The following is a 23,729-nucleotide window of genomic DNA, read 5'->3' on the forward strand; positions in this document are numbered from 1 at the left end:
CCCCAGTGCGGGTGGGGACCGCCCGGCGGATGGCCCCGTCGTCCGGTGACGGGGCCGCGCACGCGGAGCTTTCGAGCGGGCCACGGGGACCGCGGGCACGGTCCCCGTGACGCGCCCGGCGGGGTTTATTCGAGAAGCTCCGCGTACGAGCCCATGGCCAGGGCGATGTCCGCCTGGGCCCAGAAGCGGTGGTACGTGAAGACGGGCGCCGCTCCGCCCGCGAGGTAACTCTGGATCTTCGACCAGGCCGGGTCGTTCTTGTAGAAGGAGCGGAGCGAGGAGAACGTCGACGACGAGTTGATCGCCTCGCCGTTCGGCATGGTGCCGGTCCAGCCGCTCGGGACGTACACGCTGTCGTTGAAGCGGCTGTAGTCGGTGCGGGTCTCCGGGACAGCGATGCCGAGGCTGTCCTGGTCGTGGTTCCACATGCCGTCGAGCAGCGCCTTGGCGGTCGTCTTCGCCTGTGCGTTGCCGGACTTGGCCGCGTAGTAGGTCAGGGTCTTGGCGTACGCGGCGGCCACCCCGACGTCGTCGGTGTAGTCGGCGACGGTCACGTGCAGCCCGCTGTTGGCGCCGGGGCTCGACGCGTTCCAGGTGTCGGGCTGGCCCGACCACTGGAGGGTGGAGGGGATCCTGAAGGTGCCGTCCGGGTTGATCGTGGTCTTGGACAGCGCCCAGGAGACCCACTTGTCGAGCACCGTCTTGGCGGCGGCGTTCCCGGTCTGCTGGTAGTACTCGGCGACCCGCTCCATCGACCACGCCTGGAAGCCGAACCACTGGTTGGACGGCGGGTCGTGGTAGACGGGCTGCTGGTCGTAGTACATGCCGTAGAACGTCGACGTCCCGGCCGGCGGGGTCGCGTAGCGGCCCGCCCAGCTGTTGGTCGCGCCGCCGGCGATGGCGCCCTCGTTCGACTGGAGCCAGCGGTAGAACTCCAGTTGGCGGGTCAGCGAGGTGCCCCAGTCGGCCGCGCCCGTCGTCGACTTGGGCTTGAGGTCGGCGTACGAGCTGAGGGCGTAGGCGGCCAGCGGGTTCTGGTAGCCGCCGTGCACATGGCTGGAGCCGATCCGCCAGGCCCAGCCCGCGCTGGTGTCGGTCGCGCCGCCCCAGGCGTAGTACCAGGACAGCAGATAGTCCGAGGCGTCCTTGCCGGTGCCGGCCGGGCAGGTCGTCGGACCGACGCAATTGCCTATCTTCTTGAAGTACTTGTCGTACATCGCGTAGCGCAGGTAGTCGCCCATCTTCGCGGCCTTGCCGACGGTCGCGGAGACGTCGCTCCCCTTGCCCTGGGCCTTCGCCCACACGTCCGCCCAGTAGGCGGCCTGCACCGCGCGGGCGTCGGCGTCCGGCGCGTTGGTGTACTTCCACTGCTTGGCGTACGACGAGTCGCCCGTGAACAGGTCCAAGTACCCGTTCTTGCCGCCGTACTTGAAGGAGTCACAGGTCGGCTGCGGCACCGTCTCCCACACCGACTCCTGCGCGCCGCGCTGGAAGGTGTTGATGTACGAGGGTCCGGTGGCGGTGGGTCCGGCCTCGCACTTGCCGGGCTCGTCGCCGTAGCCGTAGGTGTTGTCGACGTCCTGGAGCCAGTGCATCCCGTAGATGTCGTCCGTGCCGTACGCCGACTTCAGCTCGCCCGCGATCGGGTCGGTGCCGACCGAGACCGACGGGTCGAGCTTGGCCGGGTACTCGTTCGGGGTGTCGAGCTCGGGCGCGTAGGTGGCCGGTTTCGACGCGGTGTAGAAGGAGTTCGTCGGCTGGTCGGCGTGGGTGGGGATCATGTACTTCTCCATCAGGCCCCACGCCCCGTTGAACTTGCTCCAGTCGCCGGTGACCTTGCCGTACATGGCCTGGAGCCACAGCAGGTAGCTGTACGCCTCCGACGTCGTCTCATGGCCCTGGTCGGGCGCCTCGACGATCAGCGTCTCCACCGAGTGGTAGGGGATGCCCTCGGGTGAGAAGTAGCCGTTCGCCGGGTTGGTGATCTTGCCGTACAGGTCGAGGAACCGGGCGTCGTACGTCTTCGACGCGGCCAGCTCGGTGACCGTGACCGCGGCCGCCGAGTAGCCGGTCGCCGTCGCCGTGAAGGTGGCGGTGCCGGTGCCCGCGGCGTCGGCCGTGACCGTCACGTTCTGCGGGGTGCTCCAGTTCGCCGGGGTGAAGGTGAGCGAGCCGCCGCCGGTCACGGAGAGGCCCGTGTTGCCGGCCGTGCGGGCGGTGCTCACCGTGACGTTGGCGCTCGGCTGCGAGGACAGCGTCAGCCCGAAGGTGCCCGTCTTCCCCTGCTGGACGCCGAGTTGGGTCGGTGAGGCGACCAGCGCGGGCCCGGAGGCCACGGTGATGCCGACCGGCGTGGAGGAGGCGGACGCGCCCAGGCTGTCGTACGCCTTCGCCACCAGAGAATGACTGCCCACGGTCAAGCCAGTGGCGGAGAACGTGTAGGGCGAGGTGGTGTCGGTGCCGAGCAGCGTCGTGTCGTCGTAGAACTCGACCTTGCTGATGGTGGCGTTGTCGGCCGCTGCCGCGGTGGCCGCGAGCGGGACCGCCTGGCCCTGCGAGTAGGTCGCGCCGGCCGTCGGGCTGGTCAGCACCGTCAGCGGCGGCTGGTGGGCGCCCGCGCAGGTGGTGCCGTTGACCGCGAACGAGGCCGGCGCGGCGTTGCTGCCGCTGTAGGTGAACTGCGCACCCGTCGAGACGGCGGCGCCGGCCGCGACCGTCGCGTTGTAGGAGGCGTTCTGCACGGTGACCGACTGGCCGGACTGGGACCAGGTCCCGTTCCAGCCGCTGGTCAGCTTCTGGTTGCCCGCGTAGGAGTACGTGAGCGTCCAGCCGTTGATGGCGTCGGTGCCGCGGTTGGTGAGCGTCAGATCCGCGGTGAAACCGGAGCCCCAGTCGTTCGTCTTGTAGTCGACGCTGCACTGAAGTGCCGCCGCCTGCGCGGGAGTCGTACCGGTGCCGAGCATGGTGAGGGGAAGGGCCAGAGCGGCGACGACTGCTGTCCACAGTCGCCGGCGGGTGCGGCGTCTCCTGCTGGGGTGCATGTGCTGGTTCCTCCTTGCGGCTCCGAAAGGGGGGTGGGGGTCGAGCAGCAACAAGCCTTGAACCAGTGGGAGCGCTCCCATAGTGAAGACGGGGCCCGAAGCGGTCAAGGTGCTTGAAGAGTCGAAAAGATTCGACGGGTTCCGTTGAGCAAAAGTCAGCACCTCCCCTGTCCTTTGCCGTCACTTGGCGCTAACTTCATGGAACCAGTGGGAGCGGTTCCATCAGTCGACGCGTCCGTCACGACGCGCCTGAGCTGCAAGGAGTCGCTCATGCGACACCCCCCGCGTTCAGTACTTTTAGCCGTCGGGGCGGCCGTGGGCCTGGTGGCCACCGCGGTCGTCCCGGCGGTCACGGCGCAGGGAGCCACCCCCGCGTGCACGGTGGAGTACTCCGTCACCAGCCAGTGGGACACCGGCTTCCAGGGCGCCGTGAGGATCACGAACAACAGCGCGGCCGTCAGCAGTTGGAGACTCTCCTTCGACTTCGCCGGCGGTCAGAAGGTCAGTCAGGGCTGGAACGCGACCTGGTCCCAGTCCGGCACGGCGGTCACCGCGGCCAGTGAGAGCTGGAACGGCTCACTGGGCACCGGGGCGAGCGTCAGCGCCGGGTTCCTCGCCACCTCCTCGGGGAGCAACGCGGTACCGGCCGCCTTCAAGCTCAACGGCACCACCTGCAACGTCGACACGGACCCGACGACCCCGCCGACCGACCCGACGACACCCCCGACCGACCCGGGGACGGCGCCCGCCCTGCACGTGTCAGGCAACAGAATCGTGGACGCGGGCGGAGCCGACCGGCGGCTGCTCGGCGTGAACCGCTCCGGCGGCGAGTTCATGTGCGTGCAGGGGTACGGCATCTGGGACGGCCCGGTGGACGACGCGGCCGTCAAGGCGATCGCCGACTGGAAGGTCAACACCGTCCGGATCCCGCTCAACGAGGAGTGCTGGCTGGGCCTTTCCAACATCAAGCCGGAGTACGCCGGCGCCAACTACATCAACGCGGTCAAGGCCCTGGTGGCCCGCGTCGAGGCGCACGGCATGACGCCGGTCGTCGAACTGCACTGGACCTACGGCCAGTACACCGGCAACTCGGCGGGCTGCTCCGACGTGCACGCCACCTGCCAGAAGCCGATGCCCGACCGGCAGTACGCGCCGTCCTTCTGGACGTCGGTCGCCAACACCTTCAAAGCCGACCAGGCCGTCGCCTTCGACCTGTTCAACGAGCCCTACCCGGACCGCGCGACCAGCACGACCGCCCAGGCGTGGCAGTGCTGGCTAGACGGCGGCACCTGCCCCGGCATCTCCTACCCGGTGGCCGGCATGCAGGAGCTGGTGAACGCGGTGCGCGGCACCGGCGCCAAGAACCTCGTCCTGGCCGGCGGCCTCGCCTACTCCAACGACCTCAGCCAGTGGCTGGCCCACAAGCCCACCGACCCGACCGGCAATCTCGCCGCCGCGTTCCACGTGTACAACTTCAACACCTGCGCGAGCGCAAGCTGTTGGACCAGCACGCTGGCCCCGGTCGCGGCCCAGGTGCCGCTGGTGGCCGGTGAGATCGGTGAGAACACCTGCACGCACGCCTTCGTCGACCAGGTCATGAAGTGGTTCGACGACCGGGGCCTGTCCTATCTGGGCTGGACCTGGAACACCTGGGACTGCTCCTCGGGTCCCTCGCTCATCTCCGCCTACGACGGGACTCCCACGTCGTACGGCGTGGGGCTGCGTGACCATCTGCGCGCCCTGAACGGATAACCGACCGCAACGGACAACCACCCGCAACGGATTAGGGAACCCGCACTCATGAGCCGTACGAGAACAGCGATACTCGCCGCCCTGGCGCTGGTCGCCGGGGCCACCGGGACGGCAGCCGCCGTCGTCCCCGGTGACGCCGGGATCACCGCCGCCGCCTGCACCGTGGACTACAAGGTGCAGAACCAGTGGGACAGCGGCTTCACCGCCAGTGTGACCATCACCAACAACAGTGCCGCCAAGAGCAGTTGGTCGGCGTCCTGGGCGTACGCAGGCAACCAGAAGGTCACCAGCTTCTGGAGCTCCAAGATCACCCAGAGCGGGACGGCCGTCACCGCCGCCAACGAGAGCTACAACGGCACGCTGGCGACCGGCGGTTCGGTCAGCTTCGGCTTCAACGCCTCGTACAGCGGCACCAACGCGACGCCGACCACATTCAAGCTGGACGGCGTCACCTGCAACGTCGACGGCGGCGGTGGTCCCACCGACCCGACGGACCCGACCGACCCGGGCACCCCGTCCGGGAAGGTCGACAACCCCTACGCCGGCGCCAAGGTCTACGTGAACCCCGAGTGGTCGGCGAAGGCCGCCGCCGAACCGGGCGGCACCCGCGTCTCCAACCAGCCCACCGGCGTCTGGCTCGACCGCATCGCCGCGATCAACGGCGTCAACGGCGGCATGGGCCTGCGCCAGCACCTCGACGCGGCCCTGGCCCAGAAGGGCACCGGTGAGGAGGTCGTCCAGCTGGTCGTCTACGACCTCCCCGGACGCGACTGCTCGGCCCTCGCCTCCAACGGCGAGCTGGGCCCGAGGGAGATCGACAAGTACAAGACGCAGTTCATCGACCCGATCGCGGCGATCCTCGCCGACAGCAAGTACAGCTCGCTGCGGATCGTCACCACCATCGAGATCGACTCGCTGCCCAACCTGGTGACCAACACCGGCAGCCGCGCCACCGCCACGCCCGCCTGCGACACCATGCTGGCCAACGGCAACTACGTGAAGGGCGTCGGCTACGCGCTCAACAAGCTCGGCGCGATCCCGAACGTCTACAACTACATCGACGCCGGACACCACGGCTGGATCGGCTGGGACGACAACTTCGGCCCCTCCGCGACCCTGTTCAAGCAGGCCGCGACCAGTGAGGGCGCGACCGTCGACGACGTGGCCGGCTTCATCACCAACACGGCGAACTACAGCGCGCTGAAGGAGAACAACTTCACCATCAACGACACCGTCAACGGCACCACCGTGCGCCAGTCCAAGTGGGTGGACTGGAACCGGTACGTGGACGAGCAGTCGTACGCGCAGGCGTTCCGCACCCAGCTGATCTCGGTCGGCTTCAGGTCCGACATCGGCATGCTGATCGACACCTCCCGCAACGGCTGGGGCGGCTCCGCACGGCCCGCCGGACCCGGCGCCTCGACCAGCGTGGACACCTACGTCGACGGCGGCCGCTACGACCGCCGCATCCACATCGGCAACTGGTGCAACCAGTCGGGTGCCGGCCTCGGTGAGCGTCCGAAGGCCAGCCCCGCCACCGGGATCGACGCCTACGTCTGGATGAAGCCGCCGGGTGAGTCCGACGGCTCCAGCACCGCCATCTCGAACGACGAGGGCAAGGGCTTCGACCGGATGTGCGACCCGACGTACACGGGCAACGCCCGCAACGGCAACAGCCTGTCGGGCGCCCTGCCCAACGCGCCGCTGTCAGGACACTGGTTCTCGGCCCAGTTCCAGCAGCTGATGGCGAACGCCTACCCGGCGCTGTAGTCGCGATGACCCGGTCCGCCGGGACCGGCCAGCCAGGCCGGTCCCGGCGGACCGTCGCCGTACTTCTGCGGCGCCGGTTGTGCCGCTGCTTTTGCCGTCGCTTCCGCCGTCGTTTTTGCCGCAGGTTTTGCCGTACCGGCAACGTGGCTGGCACGGAAACGGTGTGCCGGTGCAGGCTGGCCCTCATCCCCGAGGAGAGGCCGGCCCATGGCACACGGACCTGACGCACACCAGCCGCACGAGCCGCACGGCGCGCACGAGGGCCACCGGCCCCGGAGCGCACCCGCGGGGCATCACCACGACCACACCGACGTCGACTGGGCCGAGATGGCCACCATGCTGGAGACCCAGGCTGAGCTGTTCGCGCCCCTTTACGAGCGGGCGCTCGGATGGCTCACCGAGCAGCAGAGCGCGCCGGGCCTCGTGGTGGACGCGGGCAGCGGTCCCGGTGTGCTGTCCGGGATGCTCGCCGAGGTGTTCCCCGGCGCCCGGATCGTCGCGGCCGACGGCTCCGCGCCGCTCCTCGACCGGGCCCGCGCCCGCGCCGACCGGCTCGGCCACGGCGACCGCTTCGACACGATCGTCGGTGAACTCCCGGATTCCCTCGACCGGTTGGAGTACCCGGCCGATCTGATCTGGGCCAGCCGCAGCGTGCACCACCTCGCCGACCAGCGGGCCGCGCTCGCCGCCTTCGCCGACCGGCTCGCCCCCGGCGGCACCCTCGCGGTGATGGAGGGCGGCCTCCCGGCCCGGTTCCTGCCCCGCGACCTCGGCTTCGGCCGGGCCGGTCTCGAGGCCCGGATGGACGCCATCGAGCAGACCTGGTTCGGGCGGATGCGCGACGACCTGCCCGGCAGCGTCGCCGAGGCCGAGGACTGGCCGGCCATGATGGCCGCCGCCGGGCTGCGGCCCGCGGGCTCCCGCACCTTCCTGCTCGACCTGCCCGCGCCGGTCTCCGACGCGGCCCGCGCCCATGTCGCCGCGTCCCTCTCCAGGGCCCGCGACATCTTCGGCGCCGACCTCGACGCCACCGACACCGCGACCCTCGACCGGCTCCTCGACCCGGACGACAAGGCGAGCGTGCACCACCGCCAGGACCTGTACGTCCTGGCGGCGCACACCGTGCACACCGCGGTCCGCGCGCTCTGACCGCGGTGGGCGCGGTGCGCCGTCCCGCGGGTACCGCCGTCAGTTGTTCTGCAGGAACTGCTTGGCGAGCTTGTCGCCGAGGGTGACGGCGGCGCTGTGGCTCTCGATCGGGGAGACCTGGTTGTTCTTGAAGACGATGTACGTCACGCCCGAGTCGGTGCCGCCGGTCTCCGGGTCGGGGTCGATGCCGAGCGCCTGGGCGGTGGCGTAGGAGGCCTCGCCGATGATCTGGTCGGGTCCGGTGTCGCCGACGACGGCGTACTCGACCTTGTTGTTGTAGATCACGGCGACCACGCCGCCGCCCTTGACGCCGGCGCTCGCGTAGTTCCAGATGCCGCTGGAACTGGGCACGACGACGTACGGCAGGGTGTCGGCCCGCAGCGGCTTGCCGTCGGACTGGTGGAACGCGGTGTCGTCCTGGTACCAGGGGTCGGTGCTCTCGCTGCACTTCGCGGTGCGCTGGCCGTCGCAGTCGATGTCCATGTCGGCCTTCCAGAACACGGCGCCGTTCTTGCCGCAGACCGGGACGGTGGCCGACGTCTCCTCGTCGGTGCGGTACTTGCCGTTCGAGATCTGCTGGCAGGACGTCACCTTGGCGAGCAGGTCGGCCGCGGAGACGGTGCCTTCCTGGACGGCCGCCGGGCGGCCGGCGCCGGTGGCGTGGGCCGGGAGCACTCCGGCGGCGAGCAGCGCGGCCCCGGAGGCCGCGGCGAGGGTCAGTGTCCGTATGCGCACTGTGGGGGGACCCTTCCGTGAGGACTTCTGTTAGGAAACTTTCCTTACCTGCGGTCTCCACGGTGGCCCTGTCGACGTGTCCGCGTCAACCCTGTGGGCGGTTCTTCCCCGCGCGCGCCGAAGGGCCGCCCGTTCCGCGAGGAACGGCCGGCCCTTCGGTGAACGCGGCCTGCGGCGCGGTCAGTTGACCGTCGACGGGTGCGAGCCGACGCGACGGCCCTCGTCCAGGGCGCTGATCGCCGCGAGGTCCTCGGAGTCCAGGCTGAAGTCGAAGACGTCGATGTTCTCCTTGATCCGCGACGGCGTCACGGACTTCGGGATCACGATGTTCCCGACCTGGAGGTGCCAGCGCACCACCACCTGGGCCGGCGTCCGCTCGTGCTTCTGGGCGATGGCCACCAGCGCCGGGACCTCCAGGAGGCCCTTGCCCGAACCGAGCGGCGACCAGTCCTCGGTCGCGATGCCGTGCTCGGCGTGCAGTTCCCGCAACTCCCGCTGCTGGAGCTGCGGGTGCAGCTCGATCTGGTTGACGGCGGGCACCACCGACGTCTCGTCGAGCAGCCGCTTCAGGTGCTCCGGAAGGAAGTTGGAGACACCGATCGCCCGGACGCGGCCGTCGGCGTGCAGCCGCTCGAACGCCTTGTACGTGTCGACGTAGCTGTCCCGGTCCGGAGCCGGCCAGTGGATCAGGTACAGATCCACGTACTCGAGACCGAGCTTGGCCAGGGAGGTGTCGAACGCGCGCAGGGTCGAGTCGTACCCCTGGTCGCTGTTCCAGAGCTTGGTGGTGACGAAGACGTCCTCGCGGGGCAGGCCCGAGGCGGCGATGGCCCGGCCGGTGCCCTCCTCGTTGCCGTAGATCGCCGCGGTGTCGATGCTGCGGTACCCGGACTCCAGCGCGGTGGCCACGGCCCGCTCCGCCTCGTCGTCCGGAACCTGCCAGACGCCGAAGCCCAACTGGGGCATCTCGACGCCGTTGTTCAGGGTGATCGGGGGGACCTTGCTGCTCACGGGCTCTTGATCCTTCGGTTGTCGACGGATGTCACTCCCATCGTCAACGATCACGAGCCGTTATGCATTCCTGACCGCGGAATCGCCTGGGCCGATGTGACACTCCGCACGGCGGGACCCGACCCCGTCAGGCCCGGTAGAGGGCGTCCACCTCGGCGGCGTAGGCGGTCTCGATCGCCTTCCGCTTCAGCTTCAACGACGGGGTGAGCAGGCCGTGTTCCTCGGTGAACGGCTGCGCGAGGATGCGGAAGGTGCGGATCGACTCGGCCTGCGACACCAGGGTGTTCGCCGCGACCACCGCCCGCCGCACCTCCGCCTCCAGATCGGCGTCCCGCACCAGCTCGGCCGGTGACAGCCGGGGTTTCACCCGCATCGCCAGCCAGTGGTCGATCGCCTCGTGGTCCAGGGTGATGAGCGCGGCGATGTAGGGGCGGTCGTTGCCGACCACGATGCACTGGTTGACCAGCGGATGGTCCCTGACCCGCTCCTCCAGGACACCGGGCGACACGCTCTTGCCGCCCGACGTCACCAGGATCTCCTTCTTGCGCCCGGTGATGGTCAGATAGCCGTCCTCGTCGAGGGAGCCGAGGTCGCCGGTGGCCAGCCAGCCGTCGTGCAGGGTGCCGTCCGTGGCCTTCTGGTTGTTGAGGTAGCCCTGGAAGACGTTCGGGCCGTTCAGCCAGATCTCCCCGTCGTCCGCGATGTGCACCGTCACGCCCGGGATGGGCTGGCCGACCGTGCCGTAGCGGGTGCGCTCGGGCGGGTTGGCGGTGGCCGCCGCCGTCGACTCGGTGAGGCCGTAGCCCTCGTAGATCTGGACGCCCGCGCCCGCGAAGAACAGCCCCAGCCTGCGGTCCATCGCGGAGCCGCCCGACATCGCGTTGCGGATCCGGCCGCCCATCGCCGCCCGCACCTTGGCGTAGACGAGCTTGTCGAACAGCTGGTGCTGCACGCGCAGTCCGGCCGAGGGCCCCGGACCGAGCCCCCACGCCCTGGCCTCCATCGCGTCCGCGTACTTCACCGCGATGTCGACGGCCCTCTCGAAAGGACCGGCCTTGCCGTCCTTCTCGGCCTTCCTGCGCGCCGAGTTGTAGACCTTCTCGAAGATGTACGGCACGGCGAGGATGAACGTCGGCCGGAACGCGGCCAGATCGGGCAGCAGGGCCGCCGCGTTGAGCTGCGGCTGATGCCCGAAACGCACCCCGCCGCGGATCGCCGCGACCTGAACCATCCGCCCGAAGACATGGGCCAGCGGCAGGAACAGCAGCGTCGACGCCTCGTCGCCCTTGCGGGAGTGGAACACCGTCTCCCACCCCTCGATGACGGTGTCCGCCTCCCACATGAAGCTGCCGTGGGTGATGACACAGCCCTTGGGGCGTCCCGTGGTGCCGGACGTGTAGATGACCGTCGCCGTGGAGTCGGGGGTGACCGCCTGCCGGTGCCGGTGCACCACCTCGTCGTCCAGGGACGCGCCGGCGTCGTACAGCTCCTGCACCGCGCCGGTGTCCAACTGCCAGAGCCTGCGCAGCCGGGGGAGCCGGTCGATGACGGTGGCGATCGTCATCGCGTGGTCCTCGTGCTCGACGATCGCCGCCGTGCACTCCGCGTCGTACAGCATCCAGAAGCACTGCTCGGCCGACGAGGTCGGGTAGACCGGCACCACCTGGGCGCCGATCGTCCACAGCGCGTAGTCGAAGAGGGTCCACTCGTAGCGGGTGCGGGACATGATGGCGACCCGGTCGCCGAACCTGACGCCCTGGGCCAGCATGCCCTTGGCGAGGGCGAGGACCTCGTCGCGGAACTCCGCCGCGGTGACCTCCCGCCAACGGCCGCGCTCGTCCTTGCGGCCGAGCGAGATGTGCCGCGGATCGTCCTGGGCGCGCTCGAAGACGACGTCGGCCAGGCCGCCCACCGGCGGTGCCGAAGCCAACGGAGGGTTGGTGAACTCGAGCAAACCCGCTCCCCGCCTTTTGGTGACGCTCCGCACAGCGCCGTGAAAGCTACCCCACCCGAGGAGGGCGCGGGAGGGGGTGCGACGGCGGACGGTGCCCGCTCCGCCGCCCGCCGGCGGCGGAAAATACCCTCACAAGGGGAAGGGTCGGACAGAAAACTGACGGAGGAGTAAGTTTCGGTACCGTAATCTCCACCGAATCTGTACGACCCGGCGAACCCCCTCGGAACGGTCATCCCCGGGGCGCCGCGACCCCCTCCCCGACCGGCCCCGCGACCGGCTCCGACACCGTCGCGCGAGCCGCCGCGGATGGCCTGACCAGGGCGATCACCAGCACCCCCGCGACCGTCGCCGTCACCCCCGCGACCACCGCCGCGGTGTCCAGACCGGCGGCGAACGCCGACCGCAGCGCCTGCTCGGGGAAGGCCCCGCGCAGCGCCCCCGCCGCCCCGCCCGCGAGCGCGTGCGCCGCGTCGCGCGGCAACGTCTCGCCCATACGGTGCGTGACGACGGTGCCGTAGCCGGCGATGCCCAGCGCGTACCCCAGCTGCCGGAACGTGTTCACCGCGCCGCCCGCCATACCGGCCCGCTGCGGCTCCACCGACGCCAGCGCGGCGCCCGCGATGCCCGGCGTCACCAGACCGGTGCCGACACCGACCAGGATCAGCCCGGGGGCCAGCGCCGACGCCGTCGAACCGGCGTCGAGGCCCGTCATGCCGAACTGCCCCGCGCCGATCAGCAGCAGCCCGCCGCCCACCGTGATCCCGGCGGGCACCCCGTGCAGCAGCCGGCCGCCCACCGCCGCGACCACGAACGCCGAGAGCGACATCCACACGAACGCGAGGCCGCCGCGCACCGGGCTCATCCCGAGCACCGTCTGGAGCCAGATCGAGTCGTACGCCATCAGGCTGAACGCCGCCGCGTTGAAGGCGAGCGCGCCCACCATCACACCCGAGAACGCCGGCTTCAGGAACAGCCGGGGGTCGAGCAGCGGGTCACGCACCCGCCGTTCGACGGCCACGAACGCGGCCAGCGCGGCGAGGGCCACCGCGAAGGTGGCGAGGGTGCCGACCGCGCCCCAGCCGTGCGCCCCGGCCCGCACCGCGCCATAGGTCAGCGCGGCGGCGAAGGCCGCGAACGTCACCGTGCCCGTCCAGTCCAGGCGCCGCTCCCGCGCGCCGTGCGACTCCGGCACCACCCGCACCGTCAGCCACACCGCCACCACGCTCACCGGTAGATTCACATAGAAGATCCACCGCCACCCCGGTCCCTCCGTCAACAGCCCGCCCAGCACGGGACCGACCGCCGCGGCGGCGCCGCTCACCGCACCCCACACCCCGAGCGCCACCGACCGCTGCCGCCCCCGGTACAGCGAGCCGAGCAGCGGCAGCGTCGTCGCGAACATCGCCGCGGCCCCGAGCCCCTGGAGCCCGCGCGCCGCGACCAGCATCCCCGGCCCGCTCGCCGCCCCGCACAGCAGCGACGCCGTCGCGAACACCGCGATCCCCACCAGGTGCACCCGCCGCCGCCCCAGCACATCGGCCGCCGCGCCCACCCCGAGCAGCAGCGCGGCCAGCGCCAGCGCGTACCCGTCCATCACCCACTGGAGGTCGCTGAGCGACGCGTGCAGCGACCTCGCCATGTCCGGCAACGCCACCACCGCGATCGTCACGTCGAGCAGCAGCATGAACGTGCCGAGACAGACCGCGGTGAGCGGCCCCCATGTACGCATTCCTTCGTTCCCCTCACTCGTCCGGACGATTCCGGCCGGCTCCGTACGATGGGCGGGACACGGCCGATCACAGGGGAGACCGGCGGCCGGTCGACGGAATCCGACGGGAGCTGCCGGTATGGGGATGGAATCCACCACGTTCGACGAGCTCGACCGCCGGCTGCTCGCCGGGCTCGAGACCAACGGGCGGGCCTCCTTCAGCCGGCTCGGCGCGGTGCTCGGCGTCTCCGACCAGACCGTCGCCCGCCGCTACCGCAGGCTCAGCGCCGAGGGCGGCCTGCGCATCGTCGCCCTCCGCGACGCCGAGGCGCTCGGCCAGGACGAGTGGACCCTGCGCCTGCGCTGCGTCCCCGACAGCGCCGTCACCATCGCCGAAGCCCTCGCCAAACGGCCCGACACCAGCTGGATCGGCATCGCCTCCGGCGGCACCGAGATCATCTGCGGCACCCGGCCGCGCACCCCGGGCGACCGCGACGACCTGCTCCTCGGCAAACTGCCGCGCACCCCGCGCCTGATGGAGATCCGCGCCCACCAACTCCTGCACCGCTTCTACGGCGGCCCGGCCGGCTGGCTGCGCAAGCTCCACGCGCTCACCCCCGACGAGACGGCCGCGCTCCGCCCCGACCCGGTGCCCGACCCGGGACCCGCCCGCCTCACCCCCGAGGACGAGCCGCTGCTCGCCGTCCTGCAACGCGACGGCCGCGCCACCTACCCCGAGCTGCAACGCGCCACCGGCCGCTCCGAGTCCGCCGTCAAACGCCGCCTCGCCACCCTGCTCGCCTCCGGCGCGATCTACCTCGACGCCGAGTGGGACCCGGAGATCGTCGGCCGCCCGATCTCCGCCGTCCTGTGGCTGACGACGACACCGGCGGCCCTGCACGAGGTCGGCGAGGCCATGGCCGGGCACAGCCCGATCGCCCACGTCTCCGCCACCGCGGGCCCCACCAACCTGATCGCCACGGCCCTCGTCGCCAGCACCGCCGACCTGTACGCCTACCTCAGCGGCCCCCTGGGCGCCCTCCCCGGCATCCAGCACGTGGAGGCGACCCCGTTCCTGCGCCGCGTCAAACAGATCACCTACCGCACGACCCGGCAGGGCGCGTCCGCGAACTAGGGCTTCGAGCCCGATTCCTCTCAGTCGCCGCGTCTGCGCTGGAGGCGGTCGCCGCCGCCCAGGATCGCCTCCGCGAGGGCGTCGGCCGCGCCCTGGGCGGCGGCGCGGCGACGGCCGTGCACCAGGACGAAGTCGACGCGGCCGAGCTCCGGCAGGCCGAACCGGTCCGGGACCCGGACCAGCCCCGGCGGGACGAGACCGCGGGAGTGCGCCATCACGCCGAGCCCGGCCCGCGCCGCCGCGATCAGGCCGTTGAGGCTGCCGCTCGTGCAGGCGATCCGCCACGCGCGGCCCTGCCGTTCCAGGGCTTCGAGGGCGAGGGCGCGGGTGATGCCGGGCGGCGGGTAGACGATCAGCGGAACCGGTCTCTCCGGATCGAGCCGCAGCCGCTCCGCGCCGATCCACACCAGGTCGTCGTGCCAGACCAGCTCACCGCGCGGGTCCTCGGCCCGCCACTTGGCCAGCACCAGATCCAGTTTGCCCGCCGCCAACTGCTCGTGCAGCGTCCCCGACAGCTCGACCGTCAGCTCCAGGTCGACCTCCGGATGGTCGTGCCTGAACCCCTCCAGGATCTCCGGCAGCCGGGTCAGCACGAAGTCCTCCGAGGCGCCGAACCGCAGCCTGCCGCGCAGCCGCGTCCCGGTGAAGAACGCCGTCGCCTGCTCGTGCACCTCAAGGAGCCGGCGCGCGAACCCGAGCATCGCCTCGCCGTCCTCGGTCAGCTCCACGGAGTGCGTGTCCCGGGTGAACAGCTGCCGCCCGGTGGCGTCCTCCAGCCGTCGCACATGCTGGCTCACCGTCGACTGCCGCAGCCCGAGCCGCCGCGCGGCCTGCGTGAAGCTCAACGTCTGCGCCACCGCGAGGAACGTCCGCAGGTGAGAGGGGTCGTACATGGGGACACCGTAACCGGTCATCACGAACACCGATGACAGTCAGAGCGGTATGACGGATTCCCGATCAACGACCGGAGGAGGACGATGGCCGGGGGGCCTCGGCCCCCGCACCGCACATGATCACCCGGGCCCCGGCCCTCGCACCGCCCCTGATCACCGACAGCACACAGCAAGTGGAGCACCGTGAAACGCCTGCGCCGGCCGAGTGGGATGCCGATCGACCCGTACGTCCTGCTGCTGCTCGCGACCGTGGGGCTCGCGGCCCTCCTCCCGGCGCGCGGCGCAGCGGCCGACGTCGCCTCGGGCGCCTCCACCGCCGCGATCGCCTTCCTCTTCTTCCTCTACGGAGCCCGCCTCTCCACCCGCGAGGCGGTCGAGGGACTGCGCCACTGGCGGCTCCACCTCACCGTCCTGGCCTGCACGTTCGTCGTCTTCCCAGTGCTCGGCCTGGCCGCCCGCGGGCTCGTCCCCGTCCTTCTGACCCACCCGCTCTACCAGGGCCTGCTCTTCCTCACCCTGGTGCCGTCCACGGTCCAGTCGTCGATCGCCTTCACCTCGATGGCCCGCGGCAACGTCCCCGCCGCGATCTGCGCGGGCTCCTTCTCCTCCCTCGTCGGCATCGTCGCCACCCCGCTGCTCGCGGCGGCCCTGCTCGGCTCGGGCACCGGCGGCTTCTCCGCCGACTCGCTGGTCGAGATCGTGCTGCAACTGCTGGTGCCGTTCCTCGCCGGGCAGCTGCTGCGGCGCTGGATCGGCGGCTTCGTCACCCGGCACAAGAAGGTCCTCGGCCTGGTCGACCGCGGCTCGATCCTGCTGGTCGTCTACACCGCGTTCAGCGAGGGCATGGTCCAGGGCATCTGGCACCAGGTCAGCCCCGTGCGGCTGGGCGGGCTGCTGGCCGTCGAGGCCGTCCTGCTCGCCGTGATGCTGGCCCTGACCTGGTACGGCGGGAAGGCGATGGGCTTCGGCCGGGAGGACCGGATCGCCCTCCAGTTCGCCGGCTCCAAGAAGTCCCTCGCCTCCGGGCTGCCCATGGCCAGCGTCCTGTTCGGCGCGCACGCGTCGCTCGCGGTCCTGCCGCTAATGCTGTTCCACCAGATGCAGCTGATGGTCTGCGCGGTGATCGCCAAACGCCGCTCCCGCGACCCGCTGGACGGCGAGACGTCCGACAGCCCGCTCCCGACGGAGCCGGCCCACGCCACGGCGGCCACCGGCCCGACGGGACGGTGACGGCGGCGGGCGGACGCTGACCGGCGGGACGGTGACGGCGGCGGGCGGACGTTGACCGGCGGCGGGCGCGGGCGCGGGCGCGGACAGAGACGGAACCGGAGACGGAGGGCTCCGCTGCTCCGCTACTCCGCCGAGGCGGGGCCCCGTCGGCGCAGGGGGCGCTCCCCGCCGGTCGGGGCCCCGCCGCCGTGTCGCGGTGGGGCCGTCACGCCTGGGCCGCGGTCCGCAGGACGACGCGCTCCTCGCCCGCGTACACGTTCATGGAGCTGCCCCGCAGGAAACCCACCAGGGTCAGCCCGGTCTCCGTCGCCAGGTCCACCGCGAGCGACGACGGCGCGGAGACCGCCGCGAGGACCGGGATACCGGCCATCACGGCCTTCTGCGCCAGCTCGAACGAGGCCCGCCCCGAGACCAGCAGCAGCGCTCGGGACAGCGGCAGCCCGCCGCTCTGCAGCGCCCGCCCGATCAGCTTGTCGACCGCGTTGTGCCGGCCCACGTCCTCCCGGACGTCGAGCAGCTCGCCCGTCTCGGAGAACAGGGCCGCCGCGTGCAGGCCCCCGGTCCGGTCGAAGACCCGCTGCGCGGCCCGCAGCCGGTCGGGGAGGCGGGCCAGCAGCTCGGGGTCGACCAGGACCGGGGGAGTGTCGGCGATCGGCCAGCGGGCCGTCGTGCGCACCGCGTCCAGGCTCGCCTTGCCGCACAGGCCGCAGGACGAGGTGGTGTAGACGTTCCGCTCCAGCGTGATGTCGGGGATCACCACGCCAGGCGCGGTCCGCACGTCCACCACGTTGTACGAGTTCGATCCGTCGACCGTCGCGCCCGCGCAGTAGACGATGCTCTGGAGGTCGTCGCCCTCCGCGAGCACGCCCTCGCTCACCAGGAAGCCCGCGGCCAGCGCGAAGTCGTCGCCCGGTGTGCGCATGGTGATGGCGAGCGGCTTGCCGTTCAGCCTGATCTCCAGCGGCTCCTCGGCGACCAGGGTGTCCGGGCGGGCCGAGACGGCTCCGTCCCGGATCCGGATCACCTTGCGTCGTTCCGTGACTCGTCCCATGTCGCGCCCCAGTCCCGGTCCTGTACGTGTCGGTGCGGCCCCGTGCGGGCCCCGGCCCGCCGGGCGGCGGGGTGACCCTCACGACGTCATTGTCCCGCACGCGGCGGGCGCGGCGGCGGCCCGCTCCCGGCGGACGCCTCTCGCGCGGCTGCGGGCGCGGGCGCGGGGCCCAGGGCGCCGTGCCGGGCGAGCAGGTCGGTGAGGCCGTGCACGGTGCGCAGGGTCGGCACCGGGACGCCGGTGAGCTCGGCCAGTTCGACGACGGCGGCGAGCAGCACGTCGAGTTCGAGCGGCCGGCCGCGCTCCAGGTCCTGGAGGGTGGAGGTGCGGTGGTCGCCGACCCGCTCGGCACCGGCGATCCGGCGCTCGATCGAGACGCGGACCTCGCAGCCGAGGGCCGCGGCGACGGCGAGCGTCTCCGCCATCATCGTCTCGATGACCGCGCGGGTGCCGCCGTGCAGGCACATCTGCCGCAGGGTGGCGCGGGTCAGCGCGCTGATCGGGTTGAAGGAGATGTTGCCGAGCAGCTTGAGCCAGATGTCGTCGCGCAGGTCCGGTTCGACCGGGCACTTCAGACCGCCGGCCCGCATCGCCTCGCCGAACCGCAGGCAGCGCGCCGAGACGCTCCGGTCGGGCTCACCGACCGAGAACCGGGTGCCTTCCACGTGCCGTACCACGCCCGGCGCTTCGAGTTCGGTGGCCGCGTACACCACGCAGCCGACGGCCCGTTCGGGCGCGAGCACCGCGCTGACCGCGCCGTCCGGGTCCACGCTCCGTATCCGGTGGCCGTCGTGCGGGCCGCCGTGCCGGTGGAAGTACCACCAGGGGATGCCGTTCTGCGCGGCCACCACCGCCGTGCCGTCCCGCAGCAGCGGCTCGATCAACGGCCCGCACGCCGCGTACGCGTGGGCCTTGAGCCCGAGGAAGACGTAGTCGACCGGGCCGATCTCGGCCGGGTCGTCGGTGGCGTGGACGGCGGCGGTGTGGTCGCCGCGCGGGCTGAGGACCTGGACCCCGTGCTGCCTCATGGCCGCCAAGTGCGGTCCACGGGCGATCAGATGGACATCGGCGCCGGCGCGGTGGAGCGCGGCACCGACATAGGCGCCGATCGCACCGGCGCCGAGGACTGCGACTCGCATACGGGGAAGCTCCGTTCGGTCGAGGGTACCGAGGAACTGTCGAACGTCGACGAAATACTGTCTACAGTAGGCGAGTTGAGGCGACAAGGCCGCTGACCGGAAACCGGTCGGTACGACCGTTCGTCGCGCCCCGCGTACCGTTCGGCGCACCCGGGTGACGAGCGGGTTCTCAACTCCCCCCGCGCTGCCTACCGTCCGGGATCATGAGTCCTCCCGTCGCCCCCACCGGCTGGAGCCGGTGGCTCGTCCCGCCCGCCGCCCTCTCCGTCCACCTCTCCATCGGGCAGGCCTACGCCTGGAGCGTCTTCAAGCCGCCCCTGGAGTCCGCCCTCGGTCTCAGCGGCACGCAGAGCGCGCTGCCCTTCCAGCTCGCCATCGTGATGCTCGGCCTGTCGGCCGCGTTCGGCGGCACCCTCGTGGAGCGCAACGGGCCGCGCTGGGCGATGACCGTCTCCCTGGTCTGCTTCTCCTCCGGGTTCCTGATCTCCGCCCTCGGCGCCGCCACCGAGCAGTACTGGCTGATCGTCCTCGGCTACGGCTTCGTCGGCGGGGTCGGCCTCGGCATCGGCTACATCTCGCCGGTCTCCACCCTGATCAAGTGGTTCCCCGACCGCCCCGGCATGGCCACCGGCATCGCGATCATGGGGTTCGGCGGCGGCGCGCTCATCGCCTCGCCCTGGTCCACGCAGATGCTGGAGTCCTTCGGCGCCGACAGCTCGGGGATCGCGCTCGCCTTCCTCGTGCACGGCCTCGCGTACGCCGCGTTCATGTCCCTCGGGGTGTTCCTGATCCGGGTCCCGCGCGGCGAGCGTCCGGTGGCCGGCGCCCCGAGCGCCCTCGCGGGACCGCAGGTCTCCGCGCGCGCCGCCGTCCGCACCCCGCAGTTCTGGTGCCTGTGGGTGGTGCTCTGCATGAACGTGACGGCGGGCATCGGCATCCTGGAGAAGGCCGCCCCGATGATCACGGACTTCTTCGCGGACACCGCCACCCCGGTCTCGGTGTCGGCCGCCGCCGGCTTCGTCGCCCTGCTGTCCGCCGCGAACATGGCGGGCCGCATCGGCTGGTCGTCCACCTCCGACCTCATCGGACGCAAGAACATCTACCGCGTCTACCTGGGCTTCGGCGCCGTGATGTACGCCCTGATCGCCCTGTTCGGCGACGCCTCGAAGCCGCTGTTCGTGCTCTGCGCGCTGGTGATCCTCTCCTTCTACGGCGGCGGCTTCGCGACGATCCCCGCCTATCTGAAGGACCTCTTCGGCGCCTACCAGGTCGGCGCGATCCACGGGCGGCTGCTCACCGCCTGGTCCACGGCGGGCGTCCTCGGACCGCTGATCGTGAACTGGATCGCCGACCGCCAGGAGGCCGCGGGCCGGCACGGCGCCTCCCTCTACGGCCTCTCCCTGCTCATCATGATCGGCCTGCTCATCGTCGGTTTCGTCGCCAACGAACTGGTCAGGCCGGTCGACCCCCGCCACCACGTGCCCGCCCCGAGGGAGGCCGCCGATGTCGAACGACCGCAGCCAGAGTCCGCCTGACCGGCGGTGGCTGATCACCCTCGCGTGGGTGTGGGTCGGGGTGCCCCTCGCCTACGGCCTCTACGAGCTGGTGCGGAAGGCCACACAGTTGTTCACCGGGTGAACCGGACCCTCCGAGGCGGTCGTCCGCGGCCCAGGACACCGCGGGTGACCGCCCAGGAGCGGCCGGGAGGCCCCGGGCGACCGGCGCCGGACACACCGGGTGACTGTTCGGACGTGATTCAGGCGTCCGAGGGTCTGACAGAAGCCGACAACAAGGACCTCCGTTTCCTGTCGGCTCACCCGCCGCCGTACCCGTGAGTCACTGATCAGACTGGTGGATCCCGCTACCCAGGCAGTGAAGGGGATCCCCCAATGAACGGCTCGCGCATCGCCGCCGTCGGCCACTACCAGCCCGCCAAGGTGCTCACCAACAAGGATCTGGCGGGCCTGGTCGACACCAGCGACGAGTGGATCACCACCCGGGTGGGCATCCGCACGCGGCACGTCGCGGGACCCGACGAGCCGGTCGACGAGCTGGCCGCGCACGCCGGAGCGAAGGCCCTCGCGGCCGCGGGCATCGAGCCCGCCGACATCGACCTGGTGCTCGTCGCCACCTCCACGGCCGTGGACCGCTCACCCAACATGGCCGCCCGGGTCGCCCACCGGCTCGGCATCCCGTCGCCCGCCGCCATGGACGTCAACGTGGTGTGCGCCGGGTTCACCCACGCCCTGGCCACCGCCGACCACACGATCCGCGCGGGCGCCGCCACCCGCGCCCTGGTCATCGGCGCCGACAAGATGACCGACATCACCGACTGGACCGACCGCACCACCTGCGTGCTCGTCGGGGACGGCGCGGGCGCCGCCGTCGTCGAGGCGACGGACGAGCCCGGCATCGGTCCCGTGCTCTGGGGTTCCGTGCCCGAGATGGGGCACGCCGTGCGGATCGAGGGCACGCCGTCCCGGTTCGCGCAGGAGGGGCAGAGCGTCTACCGCTGGGCCACCACCCAGCTGCCCGCCCTCGCCCGCAAGGCCGTCGCGCGCGCCGGACTCACCCCCGAGGAACTCGCCGGGGTCGTCCTGCACCAGGCCAACCTGCGGATCATCGAGCCGCTCGCCGAGAAGATCGGCGCCGTCAACGCGGTCGTCGCGCGGGACGTCGTCGACTCGGGGAACACCTCGGCCGCCAGCATCCCGCTCGCCTTCTCGAAACTCGTCGAACAGGGTGCGCTCGCCACCGGCGACCCGGTCCTGCTGTTCGGATTCGGCGGCAACCTGTCGTACGCGGGTCAGGTCATCCGCTGCCCCTGACCTGCGGTTTCAGCCAGATGTGGCGGAGTCGTCCGACGGCAGGGGTGGCCATGGCGGGCCGTAGACTGTAGACGAAAGACAATTCATACTGGCTTTCGGGCCGCAGTTGCCCCCGCACCGCCCAGGAGGGGACCGACCGATGTTGTCGACAGGACTGCCGCAGGGCGCGGTACCCAGGCTCGAACGACCCGGCCCGCTGCGCGACCGCGTCTACGAGGCGCTGCTCGAACTGATCACCACCCGGGCCCTGCGGCCCGGCCAGCATCTGGTCGAGAGCGAACTCGCGGGCCATCTCGGGGTCTCCCGCCAGCCCGTGCGCGAGGCGCTCCAGCGCCTCAACACCGAGGGATGGGTCGATCTGCGGCCCGCCCAGGGCGCCTTCGTCCATGAACCGACGGAGGCGGAGGCCGACCAACTCCTCACCGTGCGCACCCTGTTGGAGGCGGAGGCGGCCCGCCTCGCCGCCGCCAACGCGGGCAGCGCGGGCATCGCCGCGCTGACGGCGCTCTGCGTCGAGGGCGAAGCGGCGGTCGCCGCGGACGACGTGGACGGCGCCGTCGCCGTCAACGCCCGCTTCCACGCCGCGATCATGGAGCTGGCCGGCAACACGGTCCTCGCGGAGCTGGCCGCGCAGGTCGACCGGCGGGTGCGCTGGTACTACACCCCGGTCGCCCGGCAGCGCGGCGAGCAGTCCTGGATCGAGCACCGCGCCCTGATCGCGGCCATCGCCGACCGCGACGAACGCCGGGCCACCGAGCTGATGCGCGACCACACCGAACACACCCGCCGCTCCTACCACGAACGCCCCACGGCGTAGCCGGCCCACAGCCCGGACGCCCTGCGGCCCGGACGCCTCACGGCCCAGACGCCCCGCGGCCTGGTGGGTCCGCGGCCCGGACGCCCCACGCTCCGGACGGCCCCGGCTTCCGGACCGGCCCGTCGCTCTTTGTCCTGTGAGAGGAGAAAGTCGACGGCAATTCGTGCACAGCTTCTTCCCAGGTTCGGCGGTCGCTGCTACGTTCCCCTCGAAAGCCCGAACGCAGTAGGCCGGTTGAGGCGGGGAGGGGTCAGTGAGACGCATGACGGCACGACCCGCGAACGCCCATCAGGCCCGTCTGCTCAAGCTGTTGCGCGACGGCGGCCCCAACTCCCGTGCGCAACTGGGCGATCAGGTCGACCTCTCGCGGTCCAAGCTGGCCGTGGAGGTGGACCGGCTGCTGGAGACGGGCCTGGTCGTGGCCGACGGACTCGCCGCCTCGCGCGGTGGCCGCCGCTCCCACAACATCCGGCTCGCCCCCGGCCTGCGGTTCCTCGGTGTCGACATCGGCGCGACCTCGGTCGACGTCGCCGTCACCAACGCGGAACTGGAGATCCTCGGCCACCTCAACCAGCCGATGGACGTCCGTGAGGGCCCGGTCGCCGTCTTCGAGCAAGTCCTCTCCATGGCGGCCAAGTTGCGGGCCTCCGGGCTCGCGGAGGGGTACGACGGCGCCGGCATCGGCGTCCCCGGCCCGGTCCGCTTCCCCGAGGGCGTCCCGGTCGCCCCGCCGATCATGCCCGGCTGGGACGGCTTCCCGGTACGCGAGGCACTCAGCCAGGAACTGGGCTGCCCGGTCATGGTCGACAACGACGTGAACCTCATGGCGATGGGGGAGCAGCACGCGGGCGTCGCCCGCACCGTGGACGACTTCCTCTGCGTCAAGATCGGCACCGGTATCGGCTGCGGCATCGTCGTCGGCGGTGAGGTCCACCGCGGGGCGACCGGCAGCGCGGGCGACATCGGACACATCCAGGCCGTGCCCGACGGGCGCCCGTGCGCCTGCGGCAACCGGGGCTGCCTGGAAGCCCACTTCAGCGGCGCCGCCCTGGCCCGCGACGCCCAGGAGGCGGCCCAGCAGGGGCAGTCGGAGGAACTGGCGGGCCGGCTCGCGGCCCACGGCACCCTGACCGCGTCCGACGTGGCCGCCGCCGCCGTCGCCGGCGACGCCACCGCCCTCGCCCTGATCCGCGAGGGCGGCAACCACACCGGCCAGGTCATCGCGGGCCTGGTCTCCTTCTTCAACCCCGGCCTGGTGGTGATCGGCGGTGGGGTGACCGGCCTCGGCCACACCCTGCTTGCCGCGATCCGCACCCAGGTGTACCGCCAGTCACTTCCCCTCGCGACGGGCAACCTGCCCATCGTGCTGGGGGAGTTGGGGCCCTCCGCCGGAGTCATCGGCGCGGCCCGACTGATCAGCGACCACCTCTTCTCCCCGGCGTAGCCGACCGGCCGCGTCGCGGCCCGCCGTGCCCACCGCTCTGTACAGCGCCTCGCTCTGCCCTGCCCTGCTCTG

At 71.5% G+C, this 23,729-nt stretch carries 17 protein-coding genes and 1 pseudogene; 10 read left to right on the forward strand and 8 right to left on the reverse strand.

All coding sequences use genetic code 11. From position 1 onward, the window contains the following. Positions 1-125 precede the first annotated feature (125 nt). The gene (locus DDJ31_RS32250) at positions 126-3,041 is read right to left on the reverse strand and encodes a glycoside hydrolase family 48 protein (protein WP_127176887.1); all 2,916 of its coding nucleotides are present in this window, start codon (positions 3,039-3,041) and stop codon (positions 126-128) included. A 270-nt stretch (positions 3,042-3,311) separates the two neighbouring features. On the opposite strand from DDJ31_RS32250, the gene DDJ31_RS32255 reads away from it, so the two are divergent. From DDJ31_RS32255 to DDJ31_RS32265, 3 genes are all read left to right on the forward strand, one after another. Further along, positions 3,312-4,793, forward strand: coding sequence for a cellulase family glycosylhydrolase (locus DDJ31_RS32255; RefSeq protein WP_127176886.1), 1,482 nt, complete (start codon positions 3,312-3,314; stop codon positions 4,791-4,793). Positions 4,794-4,841: 48 nt separating this feature from the next. Continuing rightward, entirely contained in the window at positions 4,842-6,563 is a 1,722-nt protein-coding gene (locus tag DDJ31_RS32260) for a glycoside hydrolase family 6 protein (protein WP_127176885.1), read from the forward strand. A 207-nt stretch (positions 6,564-6,770) separates the two neighbouring features. Beyond that, positions 6,771-7,712 (forward strand): class I SAM-dependent methyltransferase, encoded by a 942-nt coding sequence (locus DDJ31_RS32265; protein WP_127176884.1) that lies wholly within the window; start codon positions 6,771-6,773, stop codon positions 7,710-7,712. 39 nt (positions 7,713-7,751) lie between these two features. Here DDJ31_RS32265 and DDJ31_RS32270 read toward each other — a convergent pair whose 3' ends face one another. From DDJ31_RS32270 to DDJ31_RS32285, 4 genes are all read right to left on the reverse strand, one after another. After that, positions 7,752-8,447, reverse strand: coding sequence for a glycoside hydrolase family 75 protein (locus DDJ31_RS32270; RefSeq protein WP_127176883.1), 696 nt, complete (start codon positions 8,445-8,447; stop codon positions 7,752-7,754). 180 nt (positions 8,448-8,627) lie between these two features. Next, positions 8,628-9,458: an aldo/keto reductase gene (locus tag DDJ31_RS32275; protein WP_127176882.1), complete on the reverse strand. Its 831-nt coding sequence runs from the start codon at positions 9,456-9,458 to the stop codon at positions 8,628-8,630. A gap of 127 nt (positions 9,459-9,585) precedes the next feature. After that, positions 9,586-11,412, reverse strand: coding sequence for an AMP-dependent synthetase/ligase (locus tag DDJ31_RS32280; RefSeq protein ID WP_127176881.1), 1,827 nt, complete (start codon positions 11,410-11,412; stop codon positions 9,586-9,588). Positions 11,413-11,641: 229 nt separating this feature from the next. Beyond that, complete coding sequence (locus tag DDJ31_RS32285) at positions 11,642-13,141, reverse strand: MFS transporter (RefSeq protein WP_127176880.1); 1,500 nt, start codon at positions 13,139-13,141, stop codon at positions 11,642-11,644. Positions 13,142-13,259: 118 nt separating this feature from the next. Between DDJ31_RS32285 and DDJ31_RS32290 the strand changes: the two genes are divergently transcribed. Further along, complete coding sequence (locus DDJ31_RS32290; RefSeq protein ID WP_127176879.1) at positions 13,260-14,255, forward strand: Lrp/AsnC family transcriptional regulator; 996 nt, start codon at positions 13,260-13,262, stop codon at positions 14,253-14,255. Positions 14,256-14,275: 20 nt separating this feature from the next. Here the strand turns inward: DDJ31_RS32290 and DDJ31_RS32295 are convergent, their stop codons facing one another. Next, a complete protein-coding gene (locus tag DDJ31_RS32295) occupies positions 14,276-15,148 on the reverse strand; it encodes a LysR substrate-binding domain-containing protein (RefSeq protein ID WP_127176878.1) in 873 nt (290 codons plus the stop codon). Between the two features lie 210 nt (positions 15,149-15,358). Between DDJ31_RS32295 and DDJ31_RS32300 the strand changes: the two genes are divergently transcribed. Continuing rightward, the gene (locus DDJ31_RS32300; RefSeq protein WP_240678374.1) at positions 15,359-16,378 is read left to right on the forward strand and encodes a bile acid:sodium symporter family protein; all 1,020 of its coding nucleotides are present in this window, start codon (positions 15,359-15,361) and stop codon (positions 16,376-16,378) included. Between the two features lie 205 nt (positions 16,379-16,583). Here DDJ31_RS32300 and fdhD read toward each other — a convergent pair whose 3' ends face one another. Next, positions 16,584-17,429 (reverse strand): formate dehydrogenase accessory sulfurtransferase FdhD, encoded by an 846-nt coding sequence (gene fdhD / locus DDJ31_RS32305; protein WP_127176877.1) that lies wholly within the window; start codon positions 17,427-17,429, stop codon positions 16,584-16,586. A gap of 173 nt (positions 17,430-17,602) precedes the next feature. Further along, positions 17,603-18,568 (reverse strand): annotated as a pseudogene (locus tag DDJ31_RS32310) (2-dehydropantoate 2-reductase); the annotation flags it as partial. Positions 18,569-18,771: 203 nt separating this feature from the next. Between DDJ31_RS32310 and DDJ31_RS32315 the strand changes: the two are divergent. The 5 genes from DDJ31_RS32315 (at position 18,772) to DDJ31_RS32330 (ending at position 23,657) form a co-directional block, all read left to right on the forward strand. Then, complete coding sequence (locus tag DDJ31_RS32315; RefSeq protein ID WP_127176875.1) at positions 18,772-20,103, forward strand: OFA family MFS transporter; 1,332 nt, start codon at positions 18,772-18,774, stop codon at positions 20,101-20,103. Next, positions 20,072-20,206, forward strand: a complete 135-nt coding sequence (locus DDJ31_RS39740) for an MFS transporter small subunit (RefSeq protein ID WP_276319299.1) — start codon at positions 20,072-20,074, stop codon at positions 20,204-20,206. The genes DDJ31_RS32315 and DDJ31_RS39740 overlap by 32 nt, the downstream gene beginning before the upstream one ends. Positions 20,207-20,457: 251 nt before the next feature. After that, positions 20,458-21,396 (forward strand): beta-ketoacyl-ACP synthase III, encoded by a 939-nt coding sequence (locus tag DDJ31_RS32320; protein WP_127176874.1) that lies wholly within the window; start codon positions 20,458-20,460, stop codon positions 21,394-21,396. A 139-nt stretch (positions 21,397-21,535) separates the two neighbouring features. Next, positions 21,536-22,213 (forward strand): GntR family transcriptional regulator, encoded by a 678-nt coding sequence (locus DDJ31_RS32325; RefSeq protein WP_127176873.1) that lies wholly within the window; start codon positions 21,536-21,538, stop codon positions 22,211-22,213. Positions 22,214-22,475: 262 nt separating this feature from the next. Continuing rightward, positions 22,476-23,657, forward strand: coding sequence for an ROK family transcriptional regulator (locus DDJ31_RS32330; protein ID WP_127176872.1), 1,182 nt, complete (start codon positions 22,476-22,478; stop codon positions 23,655-23,657). Positions 23,658-23,729 lie beyond the last annotated feature (72 nt).

Source organism: Streptomyces griseoviridis, assembly GCF_005222485.1.
Taxonomy (GTDB): domain Bacteria; phylum Actinomycetota; class Actinomycetes; order Streptomycetales; family Streptomycetaceae; genus Streptomyces; species Streptomyces hintoniae.

Coding starts and splice junctions, on each gene's coding strand:
- DDJ31_RS32250 (WP_127176887.1), bottom strand. CDS start 3,041: ATGCACCCCAGCAGGAGACGCCGCACCCGCCGGCGACTGTGGACAGCA.
- DDJ31_RS32255 (WP_127176886.1), top strand. CDS start 3,312: ATGCGACACCCCCCGCGTTCAGTACTTTTAGCCGTCGGGGCGGCCGTG.
- DDJ31_RS32260 (WP_127176885.1), top strand. CDS start 4,842: ATGAGCCGTACGAGAACAGCGATACTCGCCGCCCTGGCGCTGGTCGCC.
- DDJ31_RS32265 (WP_127176884.1), top strand. CDS start 6,771: ATGGCACACGGACCTGACGCACACCAGCCGCACGAGCCGCACGGCGCG.
- DDJ31_RS32285 (WP_127176880.1), bottom strand. CDS start 13,141: ATGCGTACATGGGGGCCGCTCACCGCGGTCTGTCTCGGCACGTTCATG.
- DDJ31_RS32290 (WP_127176879.1), top strand. CDS start 13,260: ATGGGGATGGAATCCACCACGTTCGACGAGCTCGACCGCCGGCTGCTC.
- DDJ31_RS32295 (WP_127176878.1), bottom strand. CDS start 15,148: ATGTACGACCCCTCTCACCTGCGGACGTTCCTCGCGGTGGCGCAGACG.
- DDJ31_RS32300 (WP_240678374.1), top strand. CDS start 15,359: ATGCCGATCGACCCGTACGTCCTGCTGCTGCTCGCGACCGTGGGGCTC.
- fdhD (WP_127176877.1), bottom strand. CDS start 17,429: ATGGGACGAGTCACGGAACGACGCAAGGTGATCCGGATCCGGGACGGA.
- DDJ31_RS32315 (WP_127176875.1), top strand. CDS start 18,772: ATGAGTCCTCCCGTCGCCCCCACCGGCTGGAGCCGGTGGCTCGTCCCG.
- DDJ31_RS39740 (WP_276319299.1), top strand. CDS start 20,072: ATGTCGAACGACCGCAGCCAGAGTCCGCCTGACCGGCGGTGGCTGATC.
- DDJ31_RS32320 (WP_127176874.1), top strand. CDS start 20,458: ATGAACGGCTCGCGCATCGCCGCCGTCGGCCACTACCAGCCCGCCAAG.
- DDJ31_RS32325 (WP_127176873.1), top strand. CDS start 21,536: ATGTTGTCGACAGGACTGCCGCAGGGCGCGGTACCCAGGCTCGAACGA.
- DDJ31_RS32330 (WP_127176872.1), top strand. CDS start 22,476: ATGACGGCACGACCCGCGAACGCCCATCAGGCCCGTCTGCTCAAGCTG.